The 21,935-nt window shown below is 64.0% G+C and carries 15 protein-coding genes; 7 read left to right on the top strand and 8 right to left on the bottom strand.

All coding sequences use genetic code 11. The annotated features are described in order from the left end of the window. The first annotated feature begins 274 nt into the window (after positions 1 to 274). The 4 genes from FYB76_RS20905 (at position 275) to FYB76_RS20890 (ending at position 4,296) form a co-directional block, all read left to right on the top strand. The gene (locus FYB76_RS20905; protein WP_088754817.1) at positions 275 to 1,060 is read left to right on the top strand and encodes an SDR family oxidoreductase; all 786 of its coding nucleotides are present in this window, start codon (positions 275 to 277) and stop codon (positions 1,058 to 1,060) included. A gap of 53 nt (positions 1,061 to 1,113) precedes the next feature. Beyond that, positions 1,114 to 2,046: a 3-keto-5-aminohexanoate cleavage protein gene (locus FYB76_RS20900; protein WP_154134907.1), complete on the top strand. Its 933-nt coding sequence runs from the start codon at positions 1,114 to 1,116 to the stop codon at positions 2,044 to 2,046. 162 nt (positions 2,047 to 2,208) lie between these two features. Then, positions 2,209 to 3,180, top strand: a complete 972-nt coding sequence (locus FYB76_RS20895; RefSeq protein ID WP_154134906.1) for a thymidylate synthase — start codon at positions 2,209 to 2,211, stop codon at positions 3,178 to 3,180. Between the two features lie 54 nt (positions 3,181 to 3,234). Next, positions 3,235 to 4,296: a nitronate monooxygenase family protein gene (locus FYB76_RS20890; protein WP_154134905.1), complete on the top strand. Its 1,062-nt coding sequence runs from the start codon at positions 3,235 to 3,237 to the stop codon at positions 4,294 to 4,296. Between the two features lie 22 nt (positions 4,297 to 4,318). On the opposite strand, the gene FYB76_RS20885 is transcribed toward FYB76_RS20890, so the two are convergent. From FYB76_RS20885 to FYB76_RS20870, 4 genes are all read right to left on the bottom strand, one after another. Next, on the bottom strand, positions 4,319 to 5,797 hold the full coding sequence (locus tag FYB76_RS20885; protein WP_088754813.1) for an efflux transporter outer membrane subunit: 1,479 nt from the start codon (positions 5,795 to 5,797) through the stop codon (positions 4,319 to 4,321). 46 nt (positions 5,798 to 5,843) lie between these two features. Then, the gene (locus tag FYB76_RS20880) at positions 5,844 to 7,043 is read right to left on the bottom strand and encodes an efflux RND transporter periplasmic adaptor subunit (protein ID WP_088754812.1); all 1,200 of its coding nucleotides are present in this window, start codon (positions 7,041 to 7,043) and stop codon (positions 5,844 to 5,846) included. Positions 7,044 to 7,152: 109 nt separating this feature from the next. Beyond that, positions 7,153 to 9,819: a glucans biosynthesis glucosyltransferase MdoH gene (gene mdoH, locus FYB76_RS20875; RefSeq protein ID WP_370516389.1), complete on the bottom strand. Its 2,667-nt coding sequence runs from the start codon at positions 9,817 to 9,819 to the stop codon at positions 7,153 to 7,155. Then, the gene (locus tag FYB76_RS20870; protein WP_154134904.1) at positions 9,792 to 11,417 is read right to left on the bottom strand and encodes a glucan biosynthesis protein G; all 1,626 of its coding nucleotides are present in this window, start codon (positions 11,415 to 11,417) and stop codon (positions 9,792 to 9,794) included. The genes mdoH and FYB76_RS20870 overlap by 28 nt, the downstream gene beginning before the upstream one ends. A gap of 345 nt (positions 11,418 to 11,762) precedes the next feature. Between FYB76_RS20870 and FYB76_RS20865 the strand changes: the two genes are divergently transcribed. Together FYB76_RS20865 and FYB76_RS20860 are read left to right on the top strand one after the other, a co-directional pair. Continuing rightward, entirely contained in the window at positions 11,763 to 12,257 is a 495-nt protein-coding gene (locus tag FYB76_RS20865) for a dihydrofolate reductase (RefSeq protein ID WP_154134903.1), read from the top strand. 211 nt (positions 12,258 to 12,468) lie between these two features. Continuing rightward, positions 12,469 to 14,721, top strand: a complete 2,253-nt coding sequence (locus FYB76_RS20860) for an arginine/lysine/ornithine decarboxylase (protein ID WP_034330200.1) — start codon at positions 12,469 to 12,471, stop codon at positions 14,719 to 14,721. Between the two features lie 80 nt (positions 14,722 to 14,801). Here the strand turns inward: FYB76_RS20860 and FYB76_RS20855 are convergent, their stop codons facing one another. After that, complete coding sequence (locus tag FYB76_RS20855; protein WP_088754808.1) at positions 14,802 to 15,332, bottom strand: chromate transporter; 531 nt, start codon at positions 15,330 to 15,332, stop codon at positions 14,802 to 14,804. Next, a complete protein-coding gene (locus tag FYB76_RS20850) occupies positions 15,329 to 15,961 on the bottom strand; it encodes a chromate transporter (protein WP_154134921.1) in 633 nt (210 codons plus the stop codon). The genes FYB76_RS20855 and FYB76_RS20850 overlap by 4 nt, the downstream gene beginning before the upstream one ends. A 100-nt stretch (positions 15,962 to 16,061) precedes the next feature. Between FYB76_RS20850 and FYB76_RS20845 the strand changes: the two genes are divergently transcribed. Then, a complete protein-coding gene (locus FYB76_RS20845) occupies positions 16,062 to 16,988 on the top strand; it encodes a LysR family transcriptional regulator (protein WP_154134902.1) in 927 nt (308 codons plus the stop codon). A gap of 104 nt (positions 16,989 to 17,092) precedes the next feature. On the opposite strand, the gene dcd is transcribed toward FYB76_RS20845, so the two are convergent. After that, the gene (gene dcd / locus FYB76_RS20840) at positions 17,093 to 17,662 is read right to left on the bottom strand and encodes a dCTP deaminase (RefSeq protein WP_039784915.1); all 570 of its coding nucleotides are present in this window, start codon (positions 17,660 to 17,662) and stop codon (positions 17,093 to 17,095) included. Positions 17,663 to 17,772: 110 nt separating this feature from the next. Beyond that, positions 17,773 to 21,834 carry an ATP-dependent RNA helicase HrpA gene (gene hrpA / locus FYB76_RS20835; RefSeq protein ID WP_154134901.1) on the bottom strand — a complete coding sequence of 1,354 codons (4,062 nt, stop codon included), beginning with the start codon at positions 21,832 to 21,834 and terminating at the stop codon, positions 17,773 to 17,775. Between the last annotated feature and the right edge of the window lie 101 nt (positions 21,835 to 21,935).

The following is a 21,935-nucleotide window of genomic DNA, read 5'->3' as shown; positions in this document are numbered from 1 at the left end:
CTCCCCATCCCCTGCCATTGATGAAAGTTTTTCCCTGCGGCGCAATCTGTTCATCCTGGCCAAGCCCCGCACTGCACGCCGCTACGCGCCAGCCCTTTTGCCACGGGCTGCGGCGGCGGGATCAGCGGATTTGCCCGTGGGCGCCAGGTCAGGATGCTGTCGTTGACGCTGCGGCCCGGCTCTACTACAGTCGTCCGCACCCAACCGCCCCACCACGACAAGACCAGCCCGCGCTGGCACCCGGGACGGATGATCCCCCTCAGGAGACAAACCCATGGAACTGAATCTGCAGGACCAGAAAGTGATCGTCACCGCCGGTGCCCAGGGCATCGGCCTCGCAATTACCGAAACGTTCATCAAAGCAGGCGCGCAAGTGCATGTCTGCGACATCAATGAGGCTTTCCTGGCCGATGCCCGTGCCCGCCTGGCAGGTGCGGCGGTGAGTTTCAGCCGCACTGACGTGGCCAGGCCGGAGGAGGTCGACGCCATGTTTTCCGACCTGGCTTCGCGCTGGGATGGCCGGCTGGATGTGCTGGTCAACAACGCCGGCATCGCCGGCCCGACCCTTCCGGTAGAAGACATCGCCCCGGCCGAATGGGACCAGACCATCGCCATCAACCTGACCGGCCCCTTCCTCTGCACCCGGCGTGCGGTGCCGCTGCTCAAGTCCAATGGCGGCGGCGCCATCATCAACATCTCCTCGGTGGCTGGCCGGCTGGGCTTTGCACTGCGCACGCCCTATTCGGCCTCGAAGTACGGTGTCATCGGGCTGACCGAGACCTGGGCCATCGAACTGGGGCCGTCCAACATCCGCGTCAATGCCGTCTTGCCCGGCATCGTCGAGGGCCCCCGCCAGGAGCGCATCGTGGCGGCCAAGGCGGCGGCCTATGGCATCGAACATGAAGAAATGCGCGCACGGCTGCTTTCCAAGGTCTCGCTGCGGCGCATGGTCAGCGCCCAGGATATCGCCAACCAGATCCTCTTCCTCTGCTCGCCTGCCGGTGCGGCCATCAGCGGCCAGAGCCTGTCGGTGTGCGGCAACGTGGAAACGCTGGCCTGAGCCAACGCAACCACCTGCTTTCTTTTCCTTCATCCTCTCCAGGAGCTAGCCCCATGGCCCAGCCTCGCAAAGTCATCATCACCTGCGCCGTCACCGGTGCCATCCATACCCCCTCGATGTCGCCCTACCTGCCCGTCACGCCCGAGCAGATCCGCGATGAAGCCCTGGCCGCAGCCGAGGCCGGCGCGGCCATCGTGCACCTGCATGCGCGCGATCCGCAGAACGGCAAACCGACGCAGGACCCGGAGGAGTTCCGCAAATTCCTGCCGCAGATCAAGGCTGCCTCCAACGTGGTCATCAACCTCACCACGGGCGGCGCGCCGACCATGGGGGTGGAAGAACGCCTGCAACCGGCCTTGCAGTTGAAGCCCGAAGTGGCGTCGCTGAACATGGGCTCGATGAACTTCGGCCTGTATGAAATGCTGAACCGTTTCAAGGAGTTCAAATACGACTGGGAACAGCCCTACCTGGCCGGCTCGGACGACCGCATCTTCCGCAATACCTTCAAGGACATCGCCTACATCCTTGAATCCTGCAGCGCCAACCAGACCCGCTTCGAGATCGAGTGCTATGACATCGGCCATCTCTACACGGCCGCGCACTTCATCGACCGCGGCCTGATCAAGCCGCCCTTCCTGATCCAGTCGGTCTTCGGCCTGCGCGGGGGCATCGGCAACGATGTCGAAGATGTCATGCACATGAAGCGCACCGCCGACCGCCTCTTCGGCGATGCCTACTTCTGGTCGGTGCTGGGTGCCGGGCGCGGCCAGATCCCGATTGCCACCATGGCCGCCGCCATGGGCGGGCATACCCGCGTCGGGCTGGAAGATTCACTCTGGGATGGCCCCGGCCAACTGGCCAAGAGCAATGCCGACCAGGTGCGCCGCATCCGCACCGTGATCGAGGCGCTTTCCTTGCAGGTGGCCACCCCTGACGAAGCGCGCGCGATGCTGCAGCTCAAGGGCGGGCAGAACGTCGGTTTCTGAGGCAGGCGCTACCCCGTCGATGACACCGGAGCGGGTGACCGCCTCCGGTGTTTTTCTTCATATTGCTACGATGACAAGCTGTTGCGACAACCGATGTTCAGGCCGTCGATAGGCTACAATCCCCCATCCTTCGGCCTCCCGGCCAGCCTCCCGAACATTGCAATGAAACAATACCAAGACCTCATCCAGGACGTGCTCTCCAATGGCTCCTGGCAAGACAACCGCACCGGCATCCGCACCCTGAGCATTCCCGGCGCCATGATGCGCTTCGACCTGCAGAAGGGTTTTCCGGCGGTGACCACCAAGCGCCTGGCCTTCAAGTCGGTGGTGGGCGAACTGTGCGGCTTCCTGCGCGCTACCCGCAGCGCGGCCGATTTCCGCGCGCTGGGCTGCAAGGTCTGGGACCAGAACGCCAACGAAAATGCCGACTGGCTGGCCAATCCTTTCCGCACCGGCACCGATGACCTGGGCCCGGTGTACGGCGTGCAGTGGCGAGAATGGCCGGCCTACAAGCTGATCGATGCCGCCCACACCGCGCAGATCGACGCGGCCCGGGCCAAGGGCTTTGCCATCGTCTCCTCGTTGCAGGACAAGGGCGTGGAAAAAGTCCTGCTCTACAAGGCCGTGGACCAGTTGCGCGAGTGCCTGGACACCATCGTCAAGAATCCCGGCAGCCGCCGCATCCTCTTCCACGGCTGGAACTGCGCGGTGCTGGACGAAATCGCCCTGCCCGCCTGCCATCTGCTGTACCAGTTCCTGCCCAACCAGAGTACCGGCGAGATATCGCTTTGCCTGTACGTGCGCAGCAACGACATCGGCTTGGGTACGCCCTTCAACCTGGCCGAAGGCGCGGCGCTGCTGCACCTGGTGGCACGCCTGACCGGCTACAAGCCACGCTGGTTCAGCTATTTCGTGGGCGATGCGCACATCTACGAAAACCATATCGACATGGTCAAGGAGCAGTTGACGCGCGAGCCCTATCCGCTGCCGCAACTGGCCATCGCCGAGCGCGTCCCGGAATTCGCCAAGACCGGGGAGTACGCCCCGCAATGGCTGGAACTGGTCGAGCCAAGCGACTTCTCGCTGGTCAACTACCAGCACCACGCCCCGCTGACCGCGCCCATGGCGGTCTGATCCACCTCGGCAAGCCGGTGCTGTGGCGCGCCGGCCTGCGCTTCCGGAGTTCGCATGTCCAACGCGCTGCTGCAACGACTGGGCCTGGCCCATCCCATCATCCAGGCCCCCATGGCGGGCACTTCCACCGTGACCATGGCCGCTGCGGCGTCCAATGCGGGCGCGCTGGGCTCGCTGGCGCTGGGCGCCTCTACGGTGGCGCAGGCGCGCGAAGCGCTGGCGCAATTGCATGCACTGACCGACAAACCCTTCAACGTCAATGTCTTCTGCCATCAGCCGGCCGCGCTGGATGCCGCCCGCGATGCGGCCTGGATCAAGCACCTGCAAGGCCATCTGGATGAGTTCGGCGGCAGCATCAACCTGCCCCTCAAGGAGATTTACCAGAGCTTCATCGTCGATAGCGACATGCAGCAACTGCTGCTGGAACAGCCCCCGGCTGTGGTGAGCTTCCACTTCGGATTGCCGGATGCGGCCGTGCTCCGGTCACTGAAAAACGCCGGGGTCTTCCTGATGGCCACCGCCACCAACCTGGACGAAGCCCGCCAGATCGAAGCAGCCGGGCTGGATGCCATCGTGGCGCAGGGCATTGAAGCCGGCGGCCATCGCGGCATCTTCGATGAACACAAGGATGAAGAGATCGGCACCTTCGCCCTGGTGCGCCTGCTGGCCACGCAGTGCCGGCTACCGGTGATCGCCGCCGGTGGCATCATGGATGGTGCCGGCATTGCGGCGGCCCTGCGGCTGGGCGCGCAGGCGGTGCAATTGGGCACGGCCTTCCTGCTCACGCGCGAATCGGGCGCCAACGCGGCCTACAGGAATCTGCTCAAGAGTTCACGTGCCCAACACACGCGCGTGACCGCTGCCATCTCCGGCCGCCGCGCACGGGGCATCGTCAACCGCTTCATGGAAGAAATCGACACACCGGCTGCAGCCCCCATTCCTGCGTACCCCGCCGCCTACGACGCCGGCAAGCAGTTGCACGCCATGGCGACCGCCAAGGAGGTGCACGAGTTCGGCGCGCACTGGGCCGGCCAGGGTGCGGCGCTCATCCGGGATGGTTATACGGTGGGGGAACTGGTGCACCTGCTGGTGCAGGAGTGGCGGGCGCAGGCCTGAGCCTGCAGCCTGCAGCCTGCGCTCAGGAGACCGTGTCGGTACTGGTGCCGGTATCGCCCGGCACCTGCTTGTCCTGCCAGCCGCCGCCCAGGGCCTTGTAGAGCGAGACGGTCGCCTGCAGGCGCTGCAGCTTGATCTGGCCCAGCTGGTTCTGCGCCTCCGACAAGGTGCGCTGGGTATCGAGCACCACCAGCAGGTCCTCCGCCCCGGCGCGATAACGGATTTCGGCCAGTTCGAAGGCGAAGCGCGCCTGGTCCACTTCATTGACCTTCAGGCGATAGCGCTCTTCCAGACTGCGGATGGCCCCCAGTGCCTTTTCCACTTCCGACAGCGAGGTAATGACGCGCTGGCGATACACCTGCACCAGTTCTTCCTTCTGCGCCTCGGCCAGCGCCTGCTGGTTGCGCAGGTTGCCGCCGTCGAAGATCGGTGCGATCAGGCTGGTGCCGAGATTGGCAAACAGATTCGGACCATTGAAGAGCGACAGCAAGGCATTGCTCTGCGCACCGGTGGAACCGGTCAGCGAGATGCTGGGGAAAAGCGAAGCCCGCGCCACGGCCACATTGGCATTGGCCGCCGCCAGATTGGCTTCGGCGCGGCGAATGTCGGGCCGACGCGTCAACAGTTCCGACGGCAGGCCCGCCGAAATGCGCGGCATCTGGATCCTGGCCAGGCCCTTTTCCTCGACCTTGAAATTCTGCGGCGGACGGCCCAGCAGGATGGCCAGCGCGGTCTGCGCATCCTGCTCCTGCTGCTGCAGGTCGGGGATCAGCTGGCGCTGGTTGGCCAAGGCAGAACGCTGGCGCGCCAGGTCCAGCGGCGAGGCCGAACCGGCACGACTCTGCGCTTCCACCAGGCGCAGCACGCGTTCGGCATTGTTGACGTTCTGGCGCGCAATCTCCAGCCGGTCGCGCAGCGACAGTACCTGCAGGTAGGTGGAGACGATGCCGCTGGTGACCGTCAGGGCCACGGTCTCACGGTCGTAGCGATTGGCGCGCAGGGTCGCTTCGGCGGCTTCCACGCCCGCGCGGTTCTTGCCCCAGAAATCGATTTCGTAGCTCACCTGCAGGCTGGCATTGGCGCTGTTGGTGGGCGTGCCGCCGGAGATAGGCATCTCGCGGTTGGCGCCGGCGTTCAGGCCCACATTGGGCAACAGGGGCGCACCGGCGATACGGGCCTGCGCCTCGGCCTGCTTGATGCGCGAGAAGGCGGCGGCGATCTCGTAATTGTTGTTCTGGCCTTCCTGCACCAGGCTAGACAATTCGCTGCTGCCGAACTGCTTCCACCAGTCCGTATCGGGCCAGAGCTGCTCGGCATGGGCCACGTCAGCCGAGGCACCGCCATTCCACTTGTCAGGCACCTGCATTTCAAGGATGGGATCAGGCTGCGCTTCGCGGGTCACGCAGCCGCCCACGGCCAAGGCCAGCGCGACTGCCATCGCCACACGCGCCGCGCGTAGCGATGGAGAAGAATTGAGCAGCAGTGAACTACGCAGTGTCATGGCCTTGAACGTCGACGGACGGAAACGAATAAAAAACGGGGCGCGACTACCTGGTGCCGGCAGCAGGCGCCGGCGGATTGGCCGGCAGCAGCACCTGCTCGCCTTCCTTGAGACCGGACAGCACCTGGGCACGTTCGCCATCGCGAATGCCGATCTTGATCTTGCGGCTCTCCAGGGTGCCATCGGCTGCCACCACCTTGACGGTCTGGGTGCCATCCATGCCGGGCTTGGTCACCAGCGAGCGCGGAATGGTCGGCACGTTTTCCGCCCGCGCCAGCACGAAATACACGTCGGCACTCATGCCGCTCATCAGTTCGCGGCTGGGATTGGCCACATCGAAGAGCACGGTGTAATACGCCTTCTTGCCCTGGCGGCCGGAGTCGTCGGTGGGCAGCAGCATGATCTGGCGCAGCTTGCCGCTCCAGCGTTTGCCGGGATAACCGGGGGTGGTGAAATACGCGGTCATGCCCTTTTGCAGGCGCGTCACGTCCTCTTCCGACACCGGCACCTGCACCGTCATGCGAGACAGGTCGGCGATGCGCATCAGCACTTCCTGGTTGGCACTGACCATCTGGCCGGGACGCGCATTGAGGGTGACGATGGTGCCCCCGCTGGGCGCTTCGATACGGGTCTGCTTCTGAACGGCCTCATCTTCACGGATGGCCGCTTCGGTCTGCTGGATCTGGGCGTTGGTGGCGTCTACGCGGGAGGCTGCCGCATACATGTTCATGCGGCTGGATTCGTAGGATTCTTCGCGGGTGGCGTTCTCGGCCTTCAACTGGGTCTGGCGCTGGAACTGCAGTTGCGCAAAGTCCAGCTGGGCATTCTGCCCGGCCAGCTCGGCCTTCAGGCGCGCCAGCGTGGCGCGGTTGCTCTCGATGCGGCTGTTCTGCACGGCCGGGGCCACGGTGGCCAGCAGGCGTCCGGCCTTGACCGCCTCGCCGATCACCACTTCCACATCCGAGATCTGCCCGGCCACCTTGGAGCCGACATCCACATAATCCTGGGCCACCACATTGCCGGTGGCATTGACCACCTGCTCCAGGTCGGCACGTTCGACGGCGACCGTCTCCAGCTTCACCGGAATCGGCTTGGGTGGGGCCGGAGGCGGCGACTGCCGCGCATAGAGCGCATAGCCGCCGCCCAGCAGCAGCACCAGCGCGACGACACTCCACCAGGCTTTCTGCCGGGCAGGCGCATGGGTGGTCGGGACAGCGTGCGGAAGATGGTCGTGCGGCTCGGTCATGTCACTGGCGGCAAGCGTTCATTCAGGGTCAACAATGCGTGATGATCCCTGCAAAAGATGACGGCCGAATGTCTTCGGCCGTCCCCTGTTCCGGTCGTGGCCCGCCCCCTCAGGCGGCCAGTGCCGGTGATGCGATGGCGGTAGCCGGTGCCGGTTGCTGGCGGGCGGCATGCCAGTCGGCATGGACCTCGGCAGCACCGCTCCAGACCGCCTGGTGCAGTTGCGACAGCAGGCCCGGCTCTTCCAGGATGCTGTTCTTCTGCTTGTCGTTGAGCGCATCCGGTCCGTCCTTGAGCGCGGTGCGCACCAGCTTCTCGCGCAGGTGCTGCGTCAGTTGCGGCACGTGCGGATGTGCATGCGCGGTAGCGCAGATCAACGCATTGACGGACGGATCGACCACGGCCTCGACGAAGCCCGGCAGTGGCGGTGTCTCTTCGTGATGGCGCACGGTTTCGCGCAGTTCAAACGGCGGCGTGGTCTCTTCGGGGATCTTGAACAGCCCCGCACGGCGGAAGCCACGGCCATACGTCACGCGTGACGACAACACCGACACCGGCACCGACACGGCCAGCGAACCGGCAATGGGAATGAGCCAATAAATGAAGGACGGATTGAGCCAGTACACCAGCGCGCCCCAGGCCACGCCCAGCACCGAATGCCAGCCGTGGCGGCGCACCGCCTCACCCCAGCCGGTTTCATTGTCGGCTCGCGGCGGCGACTTCCAGCCGGCGTTCCAGCCGAGGAAGGCGCCCAGCACGAAGCGGGTATGGAACAGCATGCGCACCGGGGCCAGCGCCATCGAGAACAGCAACTCGATCACCATGCTCACGAACAGTGCCAGCGCACCGCCGAAGCCGCGCGCGCCCTTCACCGCAAACAGCAGCACAGCCAGGATCTTGGGCAGGAACAGGATGGTGGCGGTGGCCGAGACCAGCGCCAGCGCCTTCTCCGGATGCCATTCCGGCCAGATCGGGAAGAGCTGGCGCGGTGCCGTGAAATACTGCGGATCGATCAGCGTATGGGCCGCCAGCAGCACCGTGGAGAGGATCAGGAACAGCCCCCACAGCGGCGCCGACACGTAAGCCATCACACCGGTGACGAACACGGCGCGATGCACCGCGTGCATGCCGCGCGCCAGGAACAGGCGGAAGTTCATCAGGTTGCCCTGGCACCAGCGGCGGTCACGGCTCAATTCATCGAGCAGGTTGGGCGGCATTTCCTCGTAGCTGCCGTCCAGGTCATAAGCGATCCACACCGACCAGCCGGCACGGCGCATCAGCGACGCTTCCACGAAGTCGTGCGACATGATAGGACCGGACAGGTTGCCCTTGCCCGGCAGCGGCGCCAGTGCGCAATACTTCATGAAGGGCTGCAGGCGGATGATGGCGTTGTGCCCCCAGAAGTGCGACTCGCCCAATTGCCAGTAATGCAGGCCGGCGGTGAACAGCGGACCATACACGCGGGTCGAGAACTGCTGGATGCGCGCATACAGCGTATCGCGGCCGGCTGCGCGCGGTGCGGTCTGGATGATGCCGGCGCCCGGATGGGCTTCCATCAGGCGGGTCAGCTTGGTGAGGCATTCACCGGTCATGACGCTGTCGGCGTCCAGCACCACCATGTAGCGGTAGTCGGCGCCCCAGCGGCGGCAGAAGTCGTCCAGGTTGCCGCTCTTGCGCTTGACGCGGCGACGGCGGTGCCGATAGAAAATGCGTCCGAAACCGCCGGTCTCGCGGCACAGGCGGTCCCATGCGGCAACTTCGGCGGCGCAGATGTCGGCTTCGCCGCTGTCGCTCAAGATGAAGAAGTCGAAATGCTCGATCTGCCCGGTGCGCTCCAGCGACTCGTAGGTCGCGCGCAGGCCGGCATAGACGCGTGCCACATCTTCATTGCAGATCGGCATGACGATGGCCGTGCGGGCCTCCGGGGCGATCTCGGTATTGCCTGCCTTCTCGTGCGAGATCAGGTACTTGTCGTCACCGCGCATGAGGAGCAGGAAGCCGGTCATGGCCGTCCAGAAACCGGCCGAGACCCACAGGAACAGCAACCCGAACAGGAACAGCACCACCATCTCCAGCGGCTTGGTGCCGTGATACGGCAGCACATCGCTCATGAAATAGGTGGCCATCGAGGTCTGCAGCGCCATCAGCACCAGCAGCGTGACACGGCGGATGTTGCCCGTATGCTGCCAGTGGCCTTTGGGATCGGGGGCCTCGGACTGGTCCAGGTGATCTTCGATGTAGCGCGGTTCATCGTCCACCGGCGGTGCGGCTTCAGCCGCCTTGGCGCGGCCCTTGCGGGCGCGGCGCCAGCGGCTGGGACGACGTTCCAGGCGGCGGTTTTCTTCTTCCACCCAGCGCGAGAACGGATTGAGTTCGCCCCACGGGCGCGGCACCATCGATTTGCGATGCATCGGCGGGCCGACCGGAATGCGCGGCTGGCCGCGCTCTTCACCGATGGGGGGAACGGGCGCACCCTGCACCGCTTGTGCCGCTTGCGCAGCAGGCACGGGTGCCGGCTGCGCGGCGGGATACATGAGACGCAGGCGGGCATCGACCGACGCTTGCGCTGCGGCCGGCACCAGGCTGGCATCGCGCCCGGAGGCCTCAGCCAGCACGCGGTGCAGGTCAACGACCGGATCGTCGGAGCCGATAGCACCCGCGCGCGCGGCCAGGTCCTGGCGTTGCTCAGGCGACAGCGGCAGACGCGCGAGGTATTCCTCCAGCGTCTGCGAGGCTGCCGCATTCTGCCTTAGTTGGGGGGTAATATGTAGCTCCACGTTTCAGACAAGGTTGTGCCGCCGTTACCGTTGCGCAGGAAACCGCGCAGCTCGACGGGCTTGTTTTCTTCCAGGCGGCGCAGCTTGACTTCCACGCGCCAGCCGCCGGTCATTTCATTCTTGCGAGTAGTGACGCTGGCCAGCTTGCCATTGGCATCGGCCTCGACCACGCCTTCCACACGCGCATTGGCGGGCAGCTTCTTGAGGTTGCCGCCATCGAAATCGATCGCCAGCTGTTGCACCTCCTCGGGCTTGCCCTCCTGCTTGGGACGATAGCCGTGGCCGAACAGGGTCTGCGTGACGAAGGCCAGCGGCGGACGCTTCTCGTTGTCCTTCTGCCAGGACAGGCGGTATTCCACATTCAAGGGCTGGCCCGGCTTGGGCAGCGTATTGGGAATCCAGTAGGCCACGATGTTGTCGTTGGTCTCGTCGGGCGTAGGGATCTGTACCAGCTCCACGCGGCCCGAACCCCACTTGCCCTTGGGCTCGACCCAGGCACTGGGGCGCGACTGGTAGTTGTAGTCCAGGTCTTCGTAGTGCGAGAAGTTGCGGTCGCGCTGCATCAGGCCAAAGCCCTGCGGATTGTCGAAGGAGAACGAAGTCACCAGCAGGCGCTTGGGGTTCACCAGCGGACGCCACAGCCATTCACCGGTGCCCGACTGCATCGACAGGCCATCCGAATCATGCACTTCCGGACGGAAGTCGTCCGCAGGTCCCGGCTGATTCTCGCCGAAGAGGAACATGCTGGTCAGCGGGGCAATGCCCAGCTTGGTGACATTGCTGCGCAGGTAGAGCTGGGCCTTGACGTCCATGGCGGTATCCACGCCGGGCTTGAGGACGAAGCGATAGGCCCCGGTGGCGCGCGGCGAATCCAGCAGCGCATAGATCACCAGTTCCTTGGCATCGCCCGAAGGACGCTCCAGCCAGAATTCGGTGAAGCGCGGGAATTCCTCGCCCGAATAGAGTGCGGTATCGATGGCCAGCCCGCGCGCGGAGAGGCCATAGCTCTGCCCCTTGCCCATGGCGCGGAAGTAGCTGGCGCCGTGGAAGGTCAGCACGTCATCCTTGACCTTGGCCGAATTGAGCGGGAACCGAATGCGGAAACCCGCAAAGCCGATATTGCGCAGGGTGCGCGGATCGACGCTGCGGTTGGCGCTGTAATCGAAGAGTGCCGGATTGAAGTGGATCTCGCGCACCGAGTCGCCGACCACTTCATTGATCTTGACCGGCTCGGTGTAGCTGGCACCCAGATGGATGAAGGACAGTTCGAAAGGCAGCTTCTGGGCTCGCCAGTAGGACTTGTCATCGCGGAAGTAAATCTGGCTGGCCTGCTCGTAGCTCAGGTCCTTGAGCGACTTGGGCAGGTCATCGTCGGGCTTCTTGTACGATTTGCCGGCCAGCGCCTTGGCGCGGGCGGCCACCGTGTTGAAATCGAAGGCCAGGGCAGCTTGCGGCAGGGCCAGCGCCAGCAGACCCGCCAGGGTCGCCGGAGCGGCAAGGCGGCGCCACCAGGTCGATCGTGCGGCACTACGCCGGGAAACGAGTCCCTCGCGCGGCCAGGAGGTGGTGTGAAGCAGCATTATTGTTTTGTCTGACATGCAATTTTCTGGTTGATTGCCCCGGCAGGCAGTGGAAGCAGCGCCGCACCGGAAAGCAGGCGCTAGTTTACCCAAATGTGGCGGGGATTGTTCGCTAGTTCATATGAAGATGGCATGCTTGCAGTAGGAATCGCCCCAAGAGACAATATTTCCTGAATGAAACTTCATTCACCTGCAAACCCGGCCCCGGCGCGCGCAAGCGGCCAGCCGGTTCAGGTATAAGGGCAGATGGCGGTGCATAAAGTTCCGTGCCGCAGCATGGCTGCTGTAACATTATGCTTCTGTCGCCCTTGCATCCGGCTGCGCGCCGGGCTGCAGGCCTTCCGTCCGAATCCAGATCCTCGCATGACCACAGCTTCCGGCTCCCTCACCATCGTCGTCGCCACCGACCTCAACAACGGCATCGGCATCCGCAACACCCTGCCCTGGCATTTGCCGGAAGACCTGGCCCATTTCAAACGCACCACGTCGGGGCATGCCATCCTGATGGGCCGCAAGACCTTTGAATCGATCGGCCGGCCGCTGCCCAACCGGCGCAACATTGTCATCACCCGCAATGCCGGGTGGCAACACGCGGGCGTGGAGACGGCCGCTTCGCTGCAGGACGCCGCCGCGCTGGCGCAGGGCGCGCCGGCCTTCATCATCGGCGGAGCGCAGATCTATACGGAGGCCCTGCCGCTGGTGGACCGCCTCATCATCACCCGCATCCACCAGGCGTTTGATTGCGACGCCTTCTTCCCGGCACTGGATACGGCCGTTTGGCAGGAGACCGCGCGCGAGAACCACCGGTCCGAAACTTCCGGATTGGACTACGCTTTTGTGACATACGAAAGACGTTGAACCGCGCTGGCGCGAGGCTGTTGTTTTTTCCCGTTTTTGCTTAAACTGCGCACCTCTTTAGCGCAGTTGGCGCGCACGTTGCGCGCATATCTGCGACAATCCCGCTTTCATTTTTCCGGCGCGCAAGCACTGCCAGCCCAGGCGCTTTTCTTTTCACCCCCTGCGCGCGCCCGCCTACCCGGCCCCACGCGCGCAAAGCCTGGAGAAATCCATGAAATTCCGATTCCCCATCGTCATCATCGACGAAGACTTCCGCTCCGAAAACACCTCGGGCCTGGGCATCCGCGCCCTGGCCGACGCCATCGAAGCCGAAGGCATGGAAGTGCTGGGCGTGACCAGCTATGGCGACCTGGCCCAGTTCGCCCAGCAGCAGTCGCGCGCCTCGGCGTTCATCCTCTCCATCGACGATGAAGAAATGGGTGCGGGTTCCGACGAAGAGACCGACCATGCCCTGAAGGCCCTGCGTGCCTTCGTGAGCGAAATTCGTCACAAGAACGCCGACATCCCCATCTACCTCTACGGTGAAACCCGCACCTCGCGCCACATTCCCAACGATGTGCTGCGCGAACTGCACGGTTTCATTCACATGTTCGAAGATACGCCGGAGTTCGTGGCCCGCCACATCATCCGCGAAGCCAAATCCTACCTGGACGGCCTGGCGCCGCCGTTCTTCCGCGCCCTGGTCGATTACGCCCAGGATGGCTCCTACTCGTGGCACTGCCCCGGCCACTCCGGCGGCGTGGCGTTCCTGAAGTCGCCCGTGGGCCAGATGTTCCACCAGTTCTTCGGCGAACGCATGCTGCGCGCCGACGTCTGCAACGCCGTGGAAGAACTCGGCCAACTGCTGGACCACACCGGCCCGGTCGCCAACTCGGAACGCAACGCGGCGCGCATCTTCAATGCCGACCACTGCTACTTCGTCACCAACGGTACCTCGACCTCCAACAAGATGGTCTGGCACTCCACCGTGGCGCCCGGCGACATCGTCGTGGTGGACCGCAACTGCCACAAGTCCATCCTGCACTCCATCATCATGACCGGCGCGATCCCCGTGTTCCTGATGCCCACGCGTAACCACCTGGGCATCATCGGACCGATCCCGCTGGAAGAGTTCACCCTGGAAAGCATCCAGCGCAAGATCGAAGCCAACCCCTTCGCCCGCGAAGCCAAGAACAAGAAGCCGCGCATCCTGACCATCACGCAATCGACCTACGACGGCGTGGTCTACAACGTCGAGACCTTGAAGGACATGCTCGACGGCGAGATCGAAACCCTGCACTTCGACGAAGCCTGGCTGCCGCACGCGACCTTCCACGACTTCTACAAGGACATGCACGCCATCGGCAAGGACCGTCCGCGCGCCAAGAAGTCGCTGATCTTCTCGACCCAGTCGACCCACAAGCTGCTGGCCGGCCTGTCGCAGGCCTCGCAGATCCTGGTGCGCGAGTCCGAGACCGTGAAGCTCGATGAAGACGCCTTCAACGAAGCCTTCCTGATGCACACCTCGACCTCGCCGCAATACTCCATCATCGCCTCCTGCGACGTGGCGGCGGCCATGATGGAAGCACCGGGCGGCACCGCCCTGGTGGAAGAAAGCATCCTGGAAGCGCTGGACTTCCGCCGCGCCATGAAGAAGATCGACCAGGAATTCGGCGATGAATGGTGGTTCCAGGTCTGGGGCCCCAACAGCTTCGCCGCCGACGGCATCGGCGAGCGCGAGGACTGGGTCATCAAGGCCGAGGACGACTGGCACGGTTTCGGCAACCTGGCGCCGGGCTTCAACATGCTGGACCCGATCAAGGCCACCATCGTCACCCCCGGCCTGGCCCTGAACGGCCAGTTCGGCGAGAGCGGCATCCCGGCCTCCATCGTGACCAAGTACCTGGCCGAGCACGGCGTGATCGTGGAGAAGTGCGGCCTGTATTCCTTCTTCATCATGTTCACCATCGGCATCACCAAGGGCCGCTGGAACACCCTGGTGACGGCGCTGCAGCAGTTCAAGGATGACTACGACAAGAACCAGCCGATCTGGCGCATCCTGCCCGAGTTCGCCCAGCGCAACCCTCGCTACGAGCGCCTGGGCCTGCGTGACCTGTGCCAGCAGATCCACGAGACCTACCGCGCCTACGACGTGGCCCGCCTGACCACCGAGATGTATCTCTCGGACATGCAGCCGGCCATGAAGCCTTCGGACGCCTTCTCCAAGATGGCGCACCGCGAAATCGAGCGCGTCCCCCTGGACGAACTGGAAGGCCGCGTCACTTCGATCCTGCTCACCCCGTATCCGCCGGGCATTCCCCTGCTGATCCCGGGCGAGATCTTCAACAAGACCATCGTCGACTACCTGAAGTTTGCGCGTGATTTCAACGAGAAATTCCCGGGCTTCGAAACCGACGTGCATGGCTTGGTCAAGCGTGAAGTCAACGGCCGCCGCGATTACTTCGTGGATTGCGTCAAGCAGTAAGCCTCAGCGCTGCCCGTAAAAAAACAGCCGATGCCTGCGAGGGCATCGGCTGTTTTGTTTTGGCTCCGGCAGACGCGCCCTCAGAACGTGCCGAGATAGAAGAATCCCGCCAGAGCGCCGCCGAACAACAACCACAGCGGATGAATCTTGGTCTTGAGCGCGATGATGGCAGTGGCCGCCGTGATCGCCGCCAGGAAGCCGTGCGTGATGGATGCCTGCGTGATCAGCAGCGCCGACGCCGCGACCAGTCCTCCCGTGACGGGCAGCAGGCCTGCCTGCACGTGACGCCGCCAGGGCTTGTCCTTGAACCTCTCCCAGACGTGCAACATGATGATGGTGATGAGCGAGGACGGCCCGAACTTGGCCAGGCTGGTCACCAGCATCCCCCAGAAGCCGGCCACATGCCAGCCCACCAGCGTGACCACCATCAGGTTGGGACCGGGCGCAGCCTGCCCCAGGGCAAACAGCGCACTGAAATCCTCGGCGCTCATCCAGTGATGCACTTCCACTACCTGGCGCTGCATTTCCGGCAGGATGGTATTGCCGCCACCGAAGGCCAGCACCGACAACTGCGTGAAGATGATGGCCAATGCGATCAGGGTCTGGCTCATTGCGCGCCCTCCTTCTTGCCCTCACGCTGTGCCGGCGCAGCCTGCGCCTTGGCGGCAAAGCGATCACCGTAGCGCGCGGTGAGGACCACGCTGATGGGCGTCATCACCAGCATCACCCACAGCAAGGGGATGCGCAGGAAGGCGATGGCGATGAAGCAGATCACCGCCACGGCCGCCAGCACCAAATTCCTGCGCAGCGGCAGCGCGATCTTCACGGCCATCTGGATCAGCAGCCCTGCCGCGGCAGCCGCCAGTCCGGCGAACAGATGCTTGACGTTGGGATCATGCTGGAAATGCTGGTAGATCATCCCCAGCAGGATCACTACCATGGAGGGCACGGCGATCAAACCGGTGATGCCTGCCACGGCCCCCTTCCAGCCCCGGAACTTCATGCCCAGCGCCACCGACAGGTTGATGATGTTGCCTCCGGGCAGGAACTGGCACAGCCCCAGCAGCTCGACGAATTCGGGATCGGTCAGCCATTTTCGGCGCTCGACGATCATGCGGTGCGCCAGCGGCAGCGCGCCGCCAAAGGCGGTCATGCCCAGGCCGAGAAAGCCCAGGAACAATTCCCTGGTAGTGGGGATAGGCCGTTCAACGGCCGGGAGGTCAGGAGTACTCATCATCATCTCGTGCAAGCGCGGCGTGATTGCCGCATGCATGAAAGGCTACGCTTGAGGGGGGTTTTTGTCTAATATATGTCAGACACCCTATCCATATTCTATCGATATGTCACCGTCCATCGACCTGCGCCTCTTGCGCTACTTCATCGCCGTGGCTGAAGAAGGCCACCTGACCAAGGCAGCCGAGCGCATCGGCATCCAGCAGCCGCCGCTGTCGCAACAGATCCGCCTGCTGGAGCGCGAACTGGGCGTGACGCTGTTCAACCGCCTGCCGCGCGGCATGGAGCTCACCGACAGCGGCACCGCCCTGTTCAACGATGCCCGCGCCCTGCTGGCACAACTCGATACGACGGTGGCCAGCGTGCGCCGCATCGCCCAGGGCAAGATGGGACGCATAGGCGTGGGCTTTACCGAATCGGCTTCGTTGCATCCCTTCGTGCATTCGGTGATCCGCGCCTTCCGTACCGATGCGCCGGATGTGGCGATGACGGTGGAAGAGAGCAACACCAACGAGCTGATCGAAGCGCTGCGCGCCAAGCGGCTGGACCTGGCCTTCGTGCGTTCTCCCGTGGGGGATTCCGGCGGCCTGACCATCGAGACCATGCTGGTGGAAGACATGGTGGCCGCGTTGCCAATCGACCATCCGCTGGCAGAGCAAGGCAAACGCAAGAGCATCGCCCTGCATGCACTGGCCGAGGAATCCTTCATCATGACGCGCCGGCCCAACGGCCCCGGCCTGTACGACACCATCATCGCCGCCTGCCATGCCGCCGGTTTCTCCCCGCAGGTGATTCAGGAGGCGCGCAAGAATCTCTCCACGCTCTCGCTGGTGGCGGCGGGTGTGGGAGTGGCCATCATTCCGGCGTCGATGACGCGGGTCAATGCGGAGGGGGTGGTATACCTGAAGCTGACCGGGGCTGCCGAGCTGAAAGCGCCGCTGCACCTGGCTTACCGGACTGGCAGCATCAGCAGCGCAGCGCGGCTGATGCGTGAAGAGGCGCTGAAACTGAGCGCGGGACGCAAGCGACGCTGATATCGGCAGGCATATTGCCGGGATATGGCAATCCATTGTTCGATACAAAAATGGCTTCCTTCCGGAAGCCATTTTTTGTACTGCCGATATGGTTTATATCGTTTTCAGGTCTTGGGCAAGGTCACGCCATGCTGCCCCTGGTACTTGCCGCCGCGATCCTTGTAGGAGGTCTCGCAGACTTCATCGCTCTCGAAGAACAGCACCTGGGCGCAGCCTTCACCGGCGTAGATCTTGGCGGGCAGCGGCGTGGTGTTGGAGAACTCCAGGGTCACATAGCCTTCCCATTCCGGTTCGAAGGGAGTGACGTTGACGATGATGCCGCAGCGCGCATAGGTCGACTTGCCCAGGCAGATGGTCAGCACGCTGCGCGGGATGCGGAAGTATTCGACGGTGCGGGCCAGCGCGAAGGAATTGGGAGGGATGATGCAGACATCGCCCTTGAAATCCACGAAGGATTTCTCATCGAAGTTCTTGGGATCGACGATGGTGGAATTGATGTTGGTGAAGATCTTGAATTCGTTGGCGCAGCGGATATCGTAGCCATAGGACGAGGTGCCGTAGGAAACGATCTTGCTCCCGTCAGCGGCCAGGCGCACCTGCCCGGGCTCGTAGGGTTCGATCATTCCTTCCTGCTCCGCCATGCGGCGGATCCACTTGTCTGACTTGATGGCCATGGTATTCAACGTATTCAAAGAATCCGGCATTTTACGCGAAAATGGACGAAATCGGCTGAAATGCAGACTGGAAGCGCTCTGCAGAACGCTTCCAGCCCACGGCCAGCCCATCACCGCTGCATACTCTCCCACACCTTCTGCAAGCGCTTCACCGACACCGGCATCGGCGTCTTCAGTTCCTGCGCATACAGCGACACGCGCAGTTCTTCCAGCATCCAGCGGAACTCGGTCATCTTGGGATCAACCCGGCCAGCGCGGTCCTTCAGGGCGCGCTGGTAGGGCAAGGCCACCGAATTCCACTCCGCCAGCAGCCGCGTATCGCGGGCCGGATCGGCTCGCAGCTTGTCCAGCCGCACATTGATGGCCTTGAGGTAGCGCGGATAGTGGCTCAGGTTGCCGTAATCCGTTTCCGCAACAAAACGCTTGCCCACCAGTTGCGCCAACTGCGCCTGCATGTCAGCCGCAGCAGCCGCGTGGGCCTTGATGCCCTGCAACTTCTTGGGCAGGGCGTGGTACTCGGCCAGCACTTGGCCGCACAGGCGGGCGATCTCGTTGACCAGCAAACCCAAGCGCGCCTTGCCCTCATCACGGCGGCGGTTGAATTCGTCTGCGTTGCGCGGCAGCGGGTCCTGCAGGAAGGCGCGTTCCAGGCCTGCATTGAGGATCTGTTCACGCAACTCTTCCTGCGAACCCAGCGCCATGAATTGCATGCCCATCTGCTGCAGGCCCGGAATGTTCTTCTCCAGATACTTCAGCTGCTCCTTCATCTGCAAGGCAAAGAGCCGACGCAGGCCAGCGTAATGGAAACGCGCCGCCTCGGCCGGATCGTCGAAGACTTCCAGGTCGCAATGCGTCTTGCGATCCACCAGCGCGGGGAAGCCGATCAGCGTCTGCGCCTGCTTGCCACTGCCGCGCGTGATCTCCAGCAGCTCCGGCAATTCACCGAAACTCCAGCTGGTGAGATTGCTGTACTCGCCCACCGAAGCGGGAGCCGCCGGGGCTGCGCTCGGACCGGGCTTGCCGGGTGCGGCAGCGGGCGCGGGTGCGGCGCTGTCCTCATCCTCGCGCGGGGCAATGGCCACCTGCTCGGCCAGCTTCTGGAACTGCTGGCGTGCCTGTCCGCCGAATTCGGCCTGCAAGGCGGCAAGGTTGCGCCCCATCTCCAGCTGCCGTCCATGCTCATCGACGATCTTGAAGTTCATCGCATGGTGCGCCGACAGCGTCTCCTGCTTGAAGTCGCTGGGCTTGACCAGGATCGTGATCTGCTCGCGGATGTCGGCAATGATGGCGTCGATCAGGTTGCCCCGGCCGAAGGTCTTGCGCTCTTCCATGCGCTCGCAGAATCGCGCAGCGTAATCGGGCAGCGGTACGCAATGGCGGCGCAGCTTCTGCGGCAGGGACTTCAGCAGCAGGTGCACCTTCTCCTTCAACATGCCCGGCACCAGCCAGTCACAGCGGTCCGAGGAGACCTGGTTGAGCGCATACAGCGGCACGGTCAGGGTCACGCCATCGCGGGCAGCACCGGGTTCGAAGTGATAGCTCAAGGCCATGGCGATACCCGCCACGTTCATGGTCTTGGGGAAAAGCTCGGTGGTCACGCCTGCTGCTTCGTGGCGCATCAGGTCGTCACGGTTCAGGTACAGCAGCTTGGGATCGGCGGCGGTGGCTTCCTTGTGCCACTTCTCGAAATCGACACCATTGCAGATGTCGTGCGGGATCAGCTTGTCGTAGAAACCGATGATCAGTTCATCGTCCACCAGCACATCCAAACGGCGCGATTTGTGTTCCAGGTTCTCGATCTCGCGCACCAGCTTCTGGTTGTGCGCGAAAAACGGCGCGCGCGTCTCGAAGTCGCCACCGACCAGCGCATCGCGAATGAAAATCTCGCGCGCTTCAGCCGGGTTGATCTTGCCGTAGTTGATGCGGCGCTGGCTGTACACCACCAGGCCATAGAGGGTGGCGCGCTCGGAGGCGGTGACCTGGGCGGCACGCTTTTCCCAGCGCGGCTCGCCCCAGGACTTCTTGAGCAGATGGCCACCCAGTTTTTCCAGCCACTCGGGCTGGATGTTGGCCACGCAGCGCGCGTACAGGCGCGCGGTGTCGACCAGCTCGGCCGCCATCACCCAGCGGCCGGGTTTCTTGGTCAGGTGCGCACCGGGCCAGATGTTGAACTTGATGCCGCGTGCGCCCAGGTATTGCGCATCGTCCTCGCTCTTGAAACCGACGTTGCCCAGCAAGCCGGTCAGCAAGGCAAGGTGCAGTTGATCGTAGGTCGCCGGGGCCTCGTTCAGCCGCCAGCCCTGTTCCTTGACGATGGTCAGCAGCTGCGAATGGACATCGCGCCATTCACGCAGGCGCAGTTGCGAAAGGAAATTCTCGCGGCAATGTTCCTGCAACTGGCGATTCGATTTCTTGTGCGCGATGGCGTCTTCGAACCACTTCCAGATCTTGAGATAGCTGGCAAATTCCGACTTCTCGTCGGCGAATTTCTTGTGGGCGTTGTCAGCCGCATTCTGCGCATCCATGGGCCGGTCGCGCGGGTCCTGCACGGATACCGCTGCGGCGATGATGAGCAATTCGGTCAGGCAGGCGTTGTCGCGGCCGGCCAGGATCATGCGGCCCACGCGCGGATCCAGGGGCAGGCGGGCCAGCTGCTTGCCCAGTGCCGTCAGGCGATTGACGCCGCCCTGCTCTTCTACCGCGCCCAGTTCCTGCAGGAGCTGGTAGCCGTCGGCAATGGCGCGGCCCAGCGGCGGTTCGATGAAGGGGAAGCTCTCCACATCCGTCAGATGCAGCGACTTCATGCGCAAGATGACCGAGGCCAGCGACGAGCGCAGGATCTCGGGATCGGTGAACTTGGGGCGCTGCAGGAAATCCTGCTCGTCATACAGGCGGATGCACACGCCCGCCGCCACCCGGCCGCAACGGCCGGCACGCTGGTTGGCGGCCGATTGCGCTACCGGCTCGATCTGCAATTGTTCGACCTTGTTGCGATAGCTGTAACGCTTCACACGGGCGAGACCGGCATCGACCACATAGCGGATCCCGGGCACGGTCAGTGAAGTTTCCGCCACATTGGTCGCCAGCACGATGCGGCGGGCATTGCTGGTCTTGAAGACGCGCTCCTGCTCCTGGGCGGAGAGGCGCGCAAACAGCGGCAGGATCTCCACATGCGGCGGATGATGCTTGCGCAGCGCCTCGGCGGCATCGCGAATCTCGCGCTCGCCCGGCAGGAACACCAGCACGTCACCGGAACCGATGCGCGCCAGTTCGTCCACGGCATCGACCACGGCATCCATCAGGTCGCGCTGTTCGCGGTCCTTCTGGGCCTGGCTGGCGCGGCCTTCGGCGCGCGCACGGGCCTGCGCCACTTCGGTCGAGACGCCGCTGCGGTCAGCATTGTCGATGGGACGATAGCGGATCTCCACCGGATACAGGCGGCCCGAGACCTCGATCACCGGGGCCGGCACGAGCTCGCCCTTGACCTCGCGGCCGAAATGGCGGGCGAAGCGGTCGGCATCGATGGTGGCCGAGGTGATGATGATCTTCAGGTCGGGGCGCTTGGGCAGCAGCTGCTTCAGGTAGCCCAGCAGGAAATCGATGTTGAGGCTGCGTTCATGCGCCTCGTCGATGATGATGGTGTCGTACTGGCGCAAGAGCGGATCGGTCTGCGTCTCGGCCAGCAGGATGCCGTCGGTCATCAGCTTGATCCACGCACCCTTGGAGAGCGTGTCGTTGAAGCGGACCTTGTAGCCAACCAGCTCGCCCGGCGGGGAATTGAGTTCCTGGGCGATGCGCTTGGCGGTGGAAGAGGCGGCGATACGGCGCGGCTGGGTGTGGCCGATCAGGCCCTTTTCGCCACGGCCCAGCTCCAGGCATATCTTGGGCAGCTGGGTGGTCTTGCCGGAACCGGTCTCGCCGCTGACGATGATGACCTGATGGGCCCGCAGGGCCTCGGCGATCTCGTGGCGGCGGCCGGAGACCGGCAGCTCTTCGGGGAAAGTGACCGGCGGCAGCGGATTGCGCACGGGCGGCGCGGCGTGTGCAGCAGGCTCGGCAGCGGCGGCGCGACGCGGGCCTCGCTGCTCGCGCGGGCCGCGCGGACGATCTTGTTGCGGGTTCTGCTGCGCCTGGCCGCCGGGGGGAGTATTGGGTGCTTTGGTAACGGACATGAGGCCGACATTATACCTGCCACCGCCCGCCCGGTCAGGCTGCGTGCGGCTGGACGGCCGATAGTGCAGTTTTTTCAGCCGGCAGCGGGCCGGTTGGCTCC

This window comes from Herbaspirillum sp. CAH-3 (genome assembly GCF_009668275.1).
GTDB lineage: Bacteria > Pseudomonadota > Gammaproteobacteria > Burkholderiales > Burkholderiaceae_D > Herbaspirillum > Herbaspirillum aquaticum.
The sequence above is the reverse complement of the archived record's forward strand: the minus strand, read 5'-3'. Positions and strand labels throughout refer to the sequence as shown.

Bases quoted from the DNA above. Each gene is read 5' to 3' on its own strand.
- FYB76_RS20870 (WP_154134904.1), bottom strand. From the start codon at position 11,417: ATGTCAGACAAAACAATAATGCTGCTTCACACCACCTCCTGGCCGCGC.
- FYB76_RS20895 (WP_154134906.1), top strand. From the start codon at position 2,209: ATGAAACAATACCAAGACCTCATCCAGGACGTGCTCTCCAATGGCTCC.
- FYB76_RS20880 (WP_088754812.1), bottom strand. From the start codon at position 7,043: ATGACCGAGCCGCACGACCATCTTCCGCACGCTGTCCCGACCACCCAT.
- hrpA (WP_154134901.1), bottom strand. From the start codon at position 21,834: ATGTCCGTTACCAAAGCACCCAATACTCCCCCCGGCGGCCAGGCGCAG.
- dcd (WP_039784915.1), bottom strand. From the start codon at position 17,662: ATGGCCATCAAGTCAGACAAGTGGATCCGCCGCATGGCGGAGCAGGAA.
- FYB76_RS20885 (WP_088754813.1), bottom strand. From the start codon at position 5,797: ATGACACTGCGTAGTTCACTGCTGCTCAATTCTTCTCCATCGCTACGC.
- FYB76_RS20905 (WP_088754817.1), top strand. From the start codon at position 275: ATGGAACTGAATCTGCAGGACCAGAAAGTGATCGTCACCGCCGGTGCC.
- FYB76_RS20900 (WP_154134907.1), top strand. From the start codon at position 1,114: ATGGCCCAGCCTCGCAAAGTCATCATCACCTGCGCCGTCACCGGTGCC.
- FYB76_RS20890 (WP_154134905.1), top strand. From the start codon at position 3,235: ATGTCCAACGCGCTGCTGCAACGACTGGGCCTGGCCCATCCCATCATC.
- FYB76_RS20865 (WP_154134903.1), top strand. From the start codon at position 11,763: ATGACCACAGCTTCCGGCTCCCTCACCATCGTCGTCGCCACCGACCTC.
- FYB76_RS20855 (WP_088754808.1), bottom strand. From the start codon at position 15,332: ATGAGCCAGACCCTGATCGCATTGGCCATCATCTTCACGCAGTTGTCG.
- FYB76_RS20845 (WP_154134902.1), top strand. From the start codon at position 16,062: ATGTCACCGTCCATCGACCTGCGCCTCTTGCGCTACTTCATCGCCGTG.
- FYB76_RS20860 (WP_034330200.1), top strand. From the start codon at position 12,469: ATGAAATTCCGATTCCCCATCGTCATCATCGACGAAGACTTCCGCTCC.
- FYB76_RS20850 (WP_154134921.1), bottom strand. From the start codon at position 15,961: ATGATGATGAGTACTCCTGACCTCCCGGCCGTTGAACGGCCTATCCCC.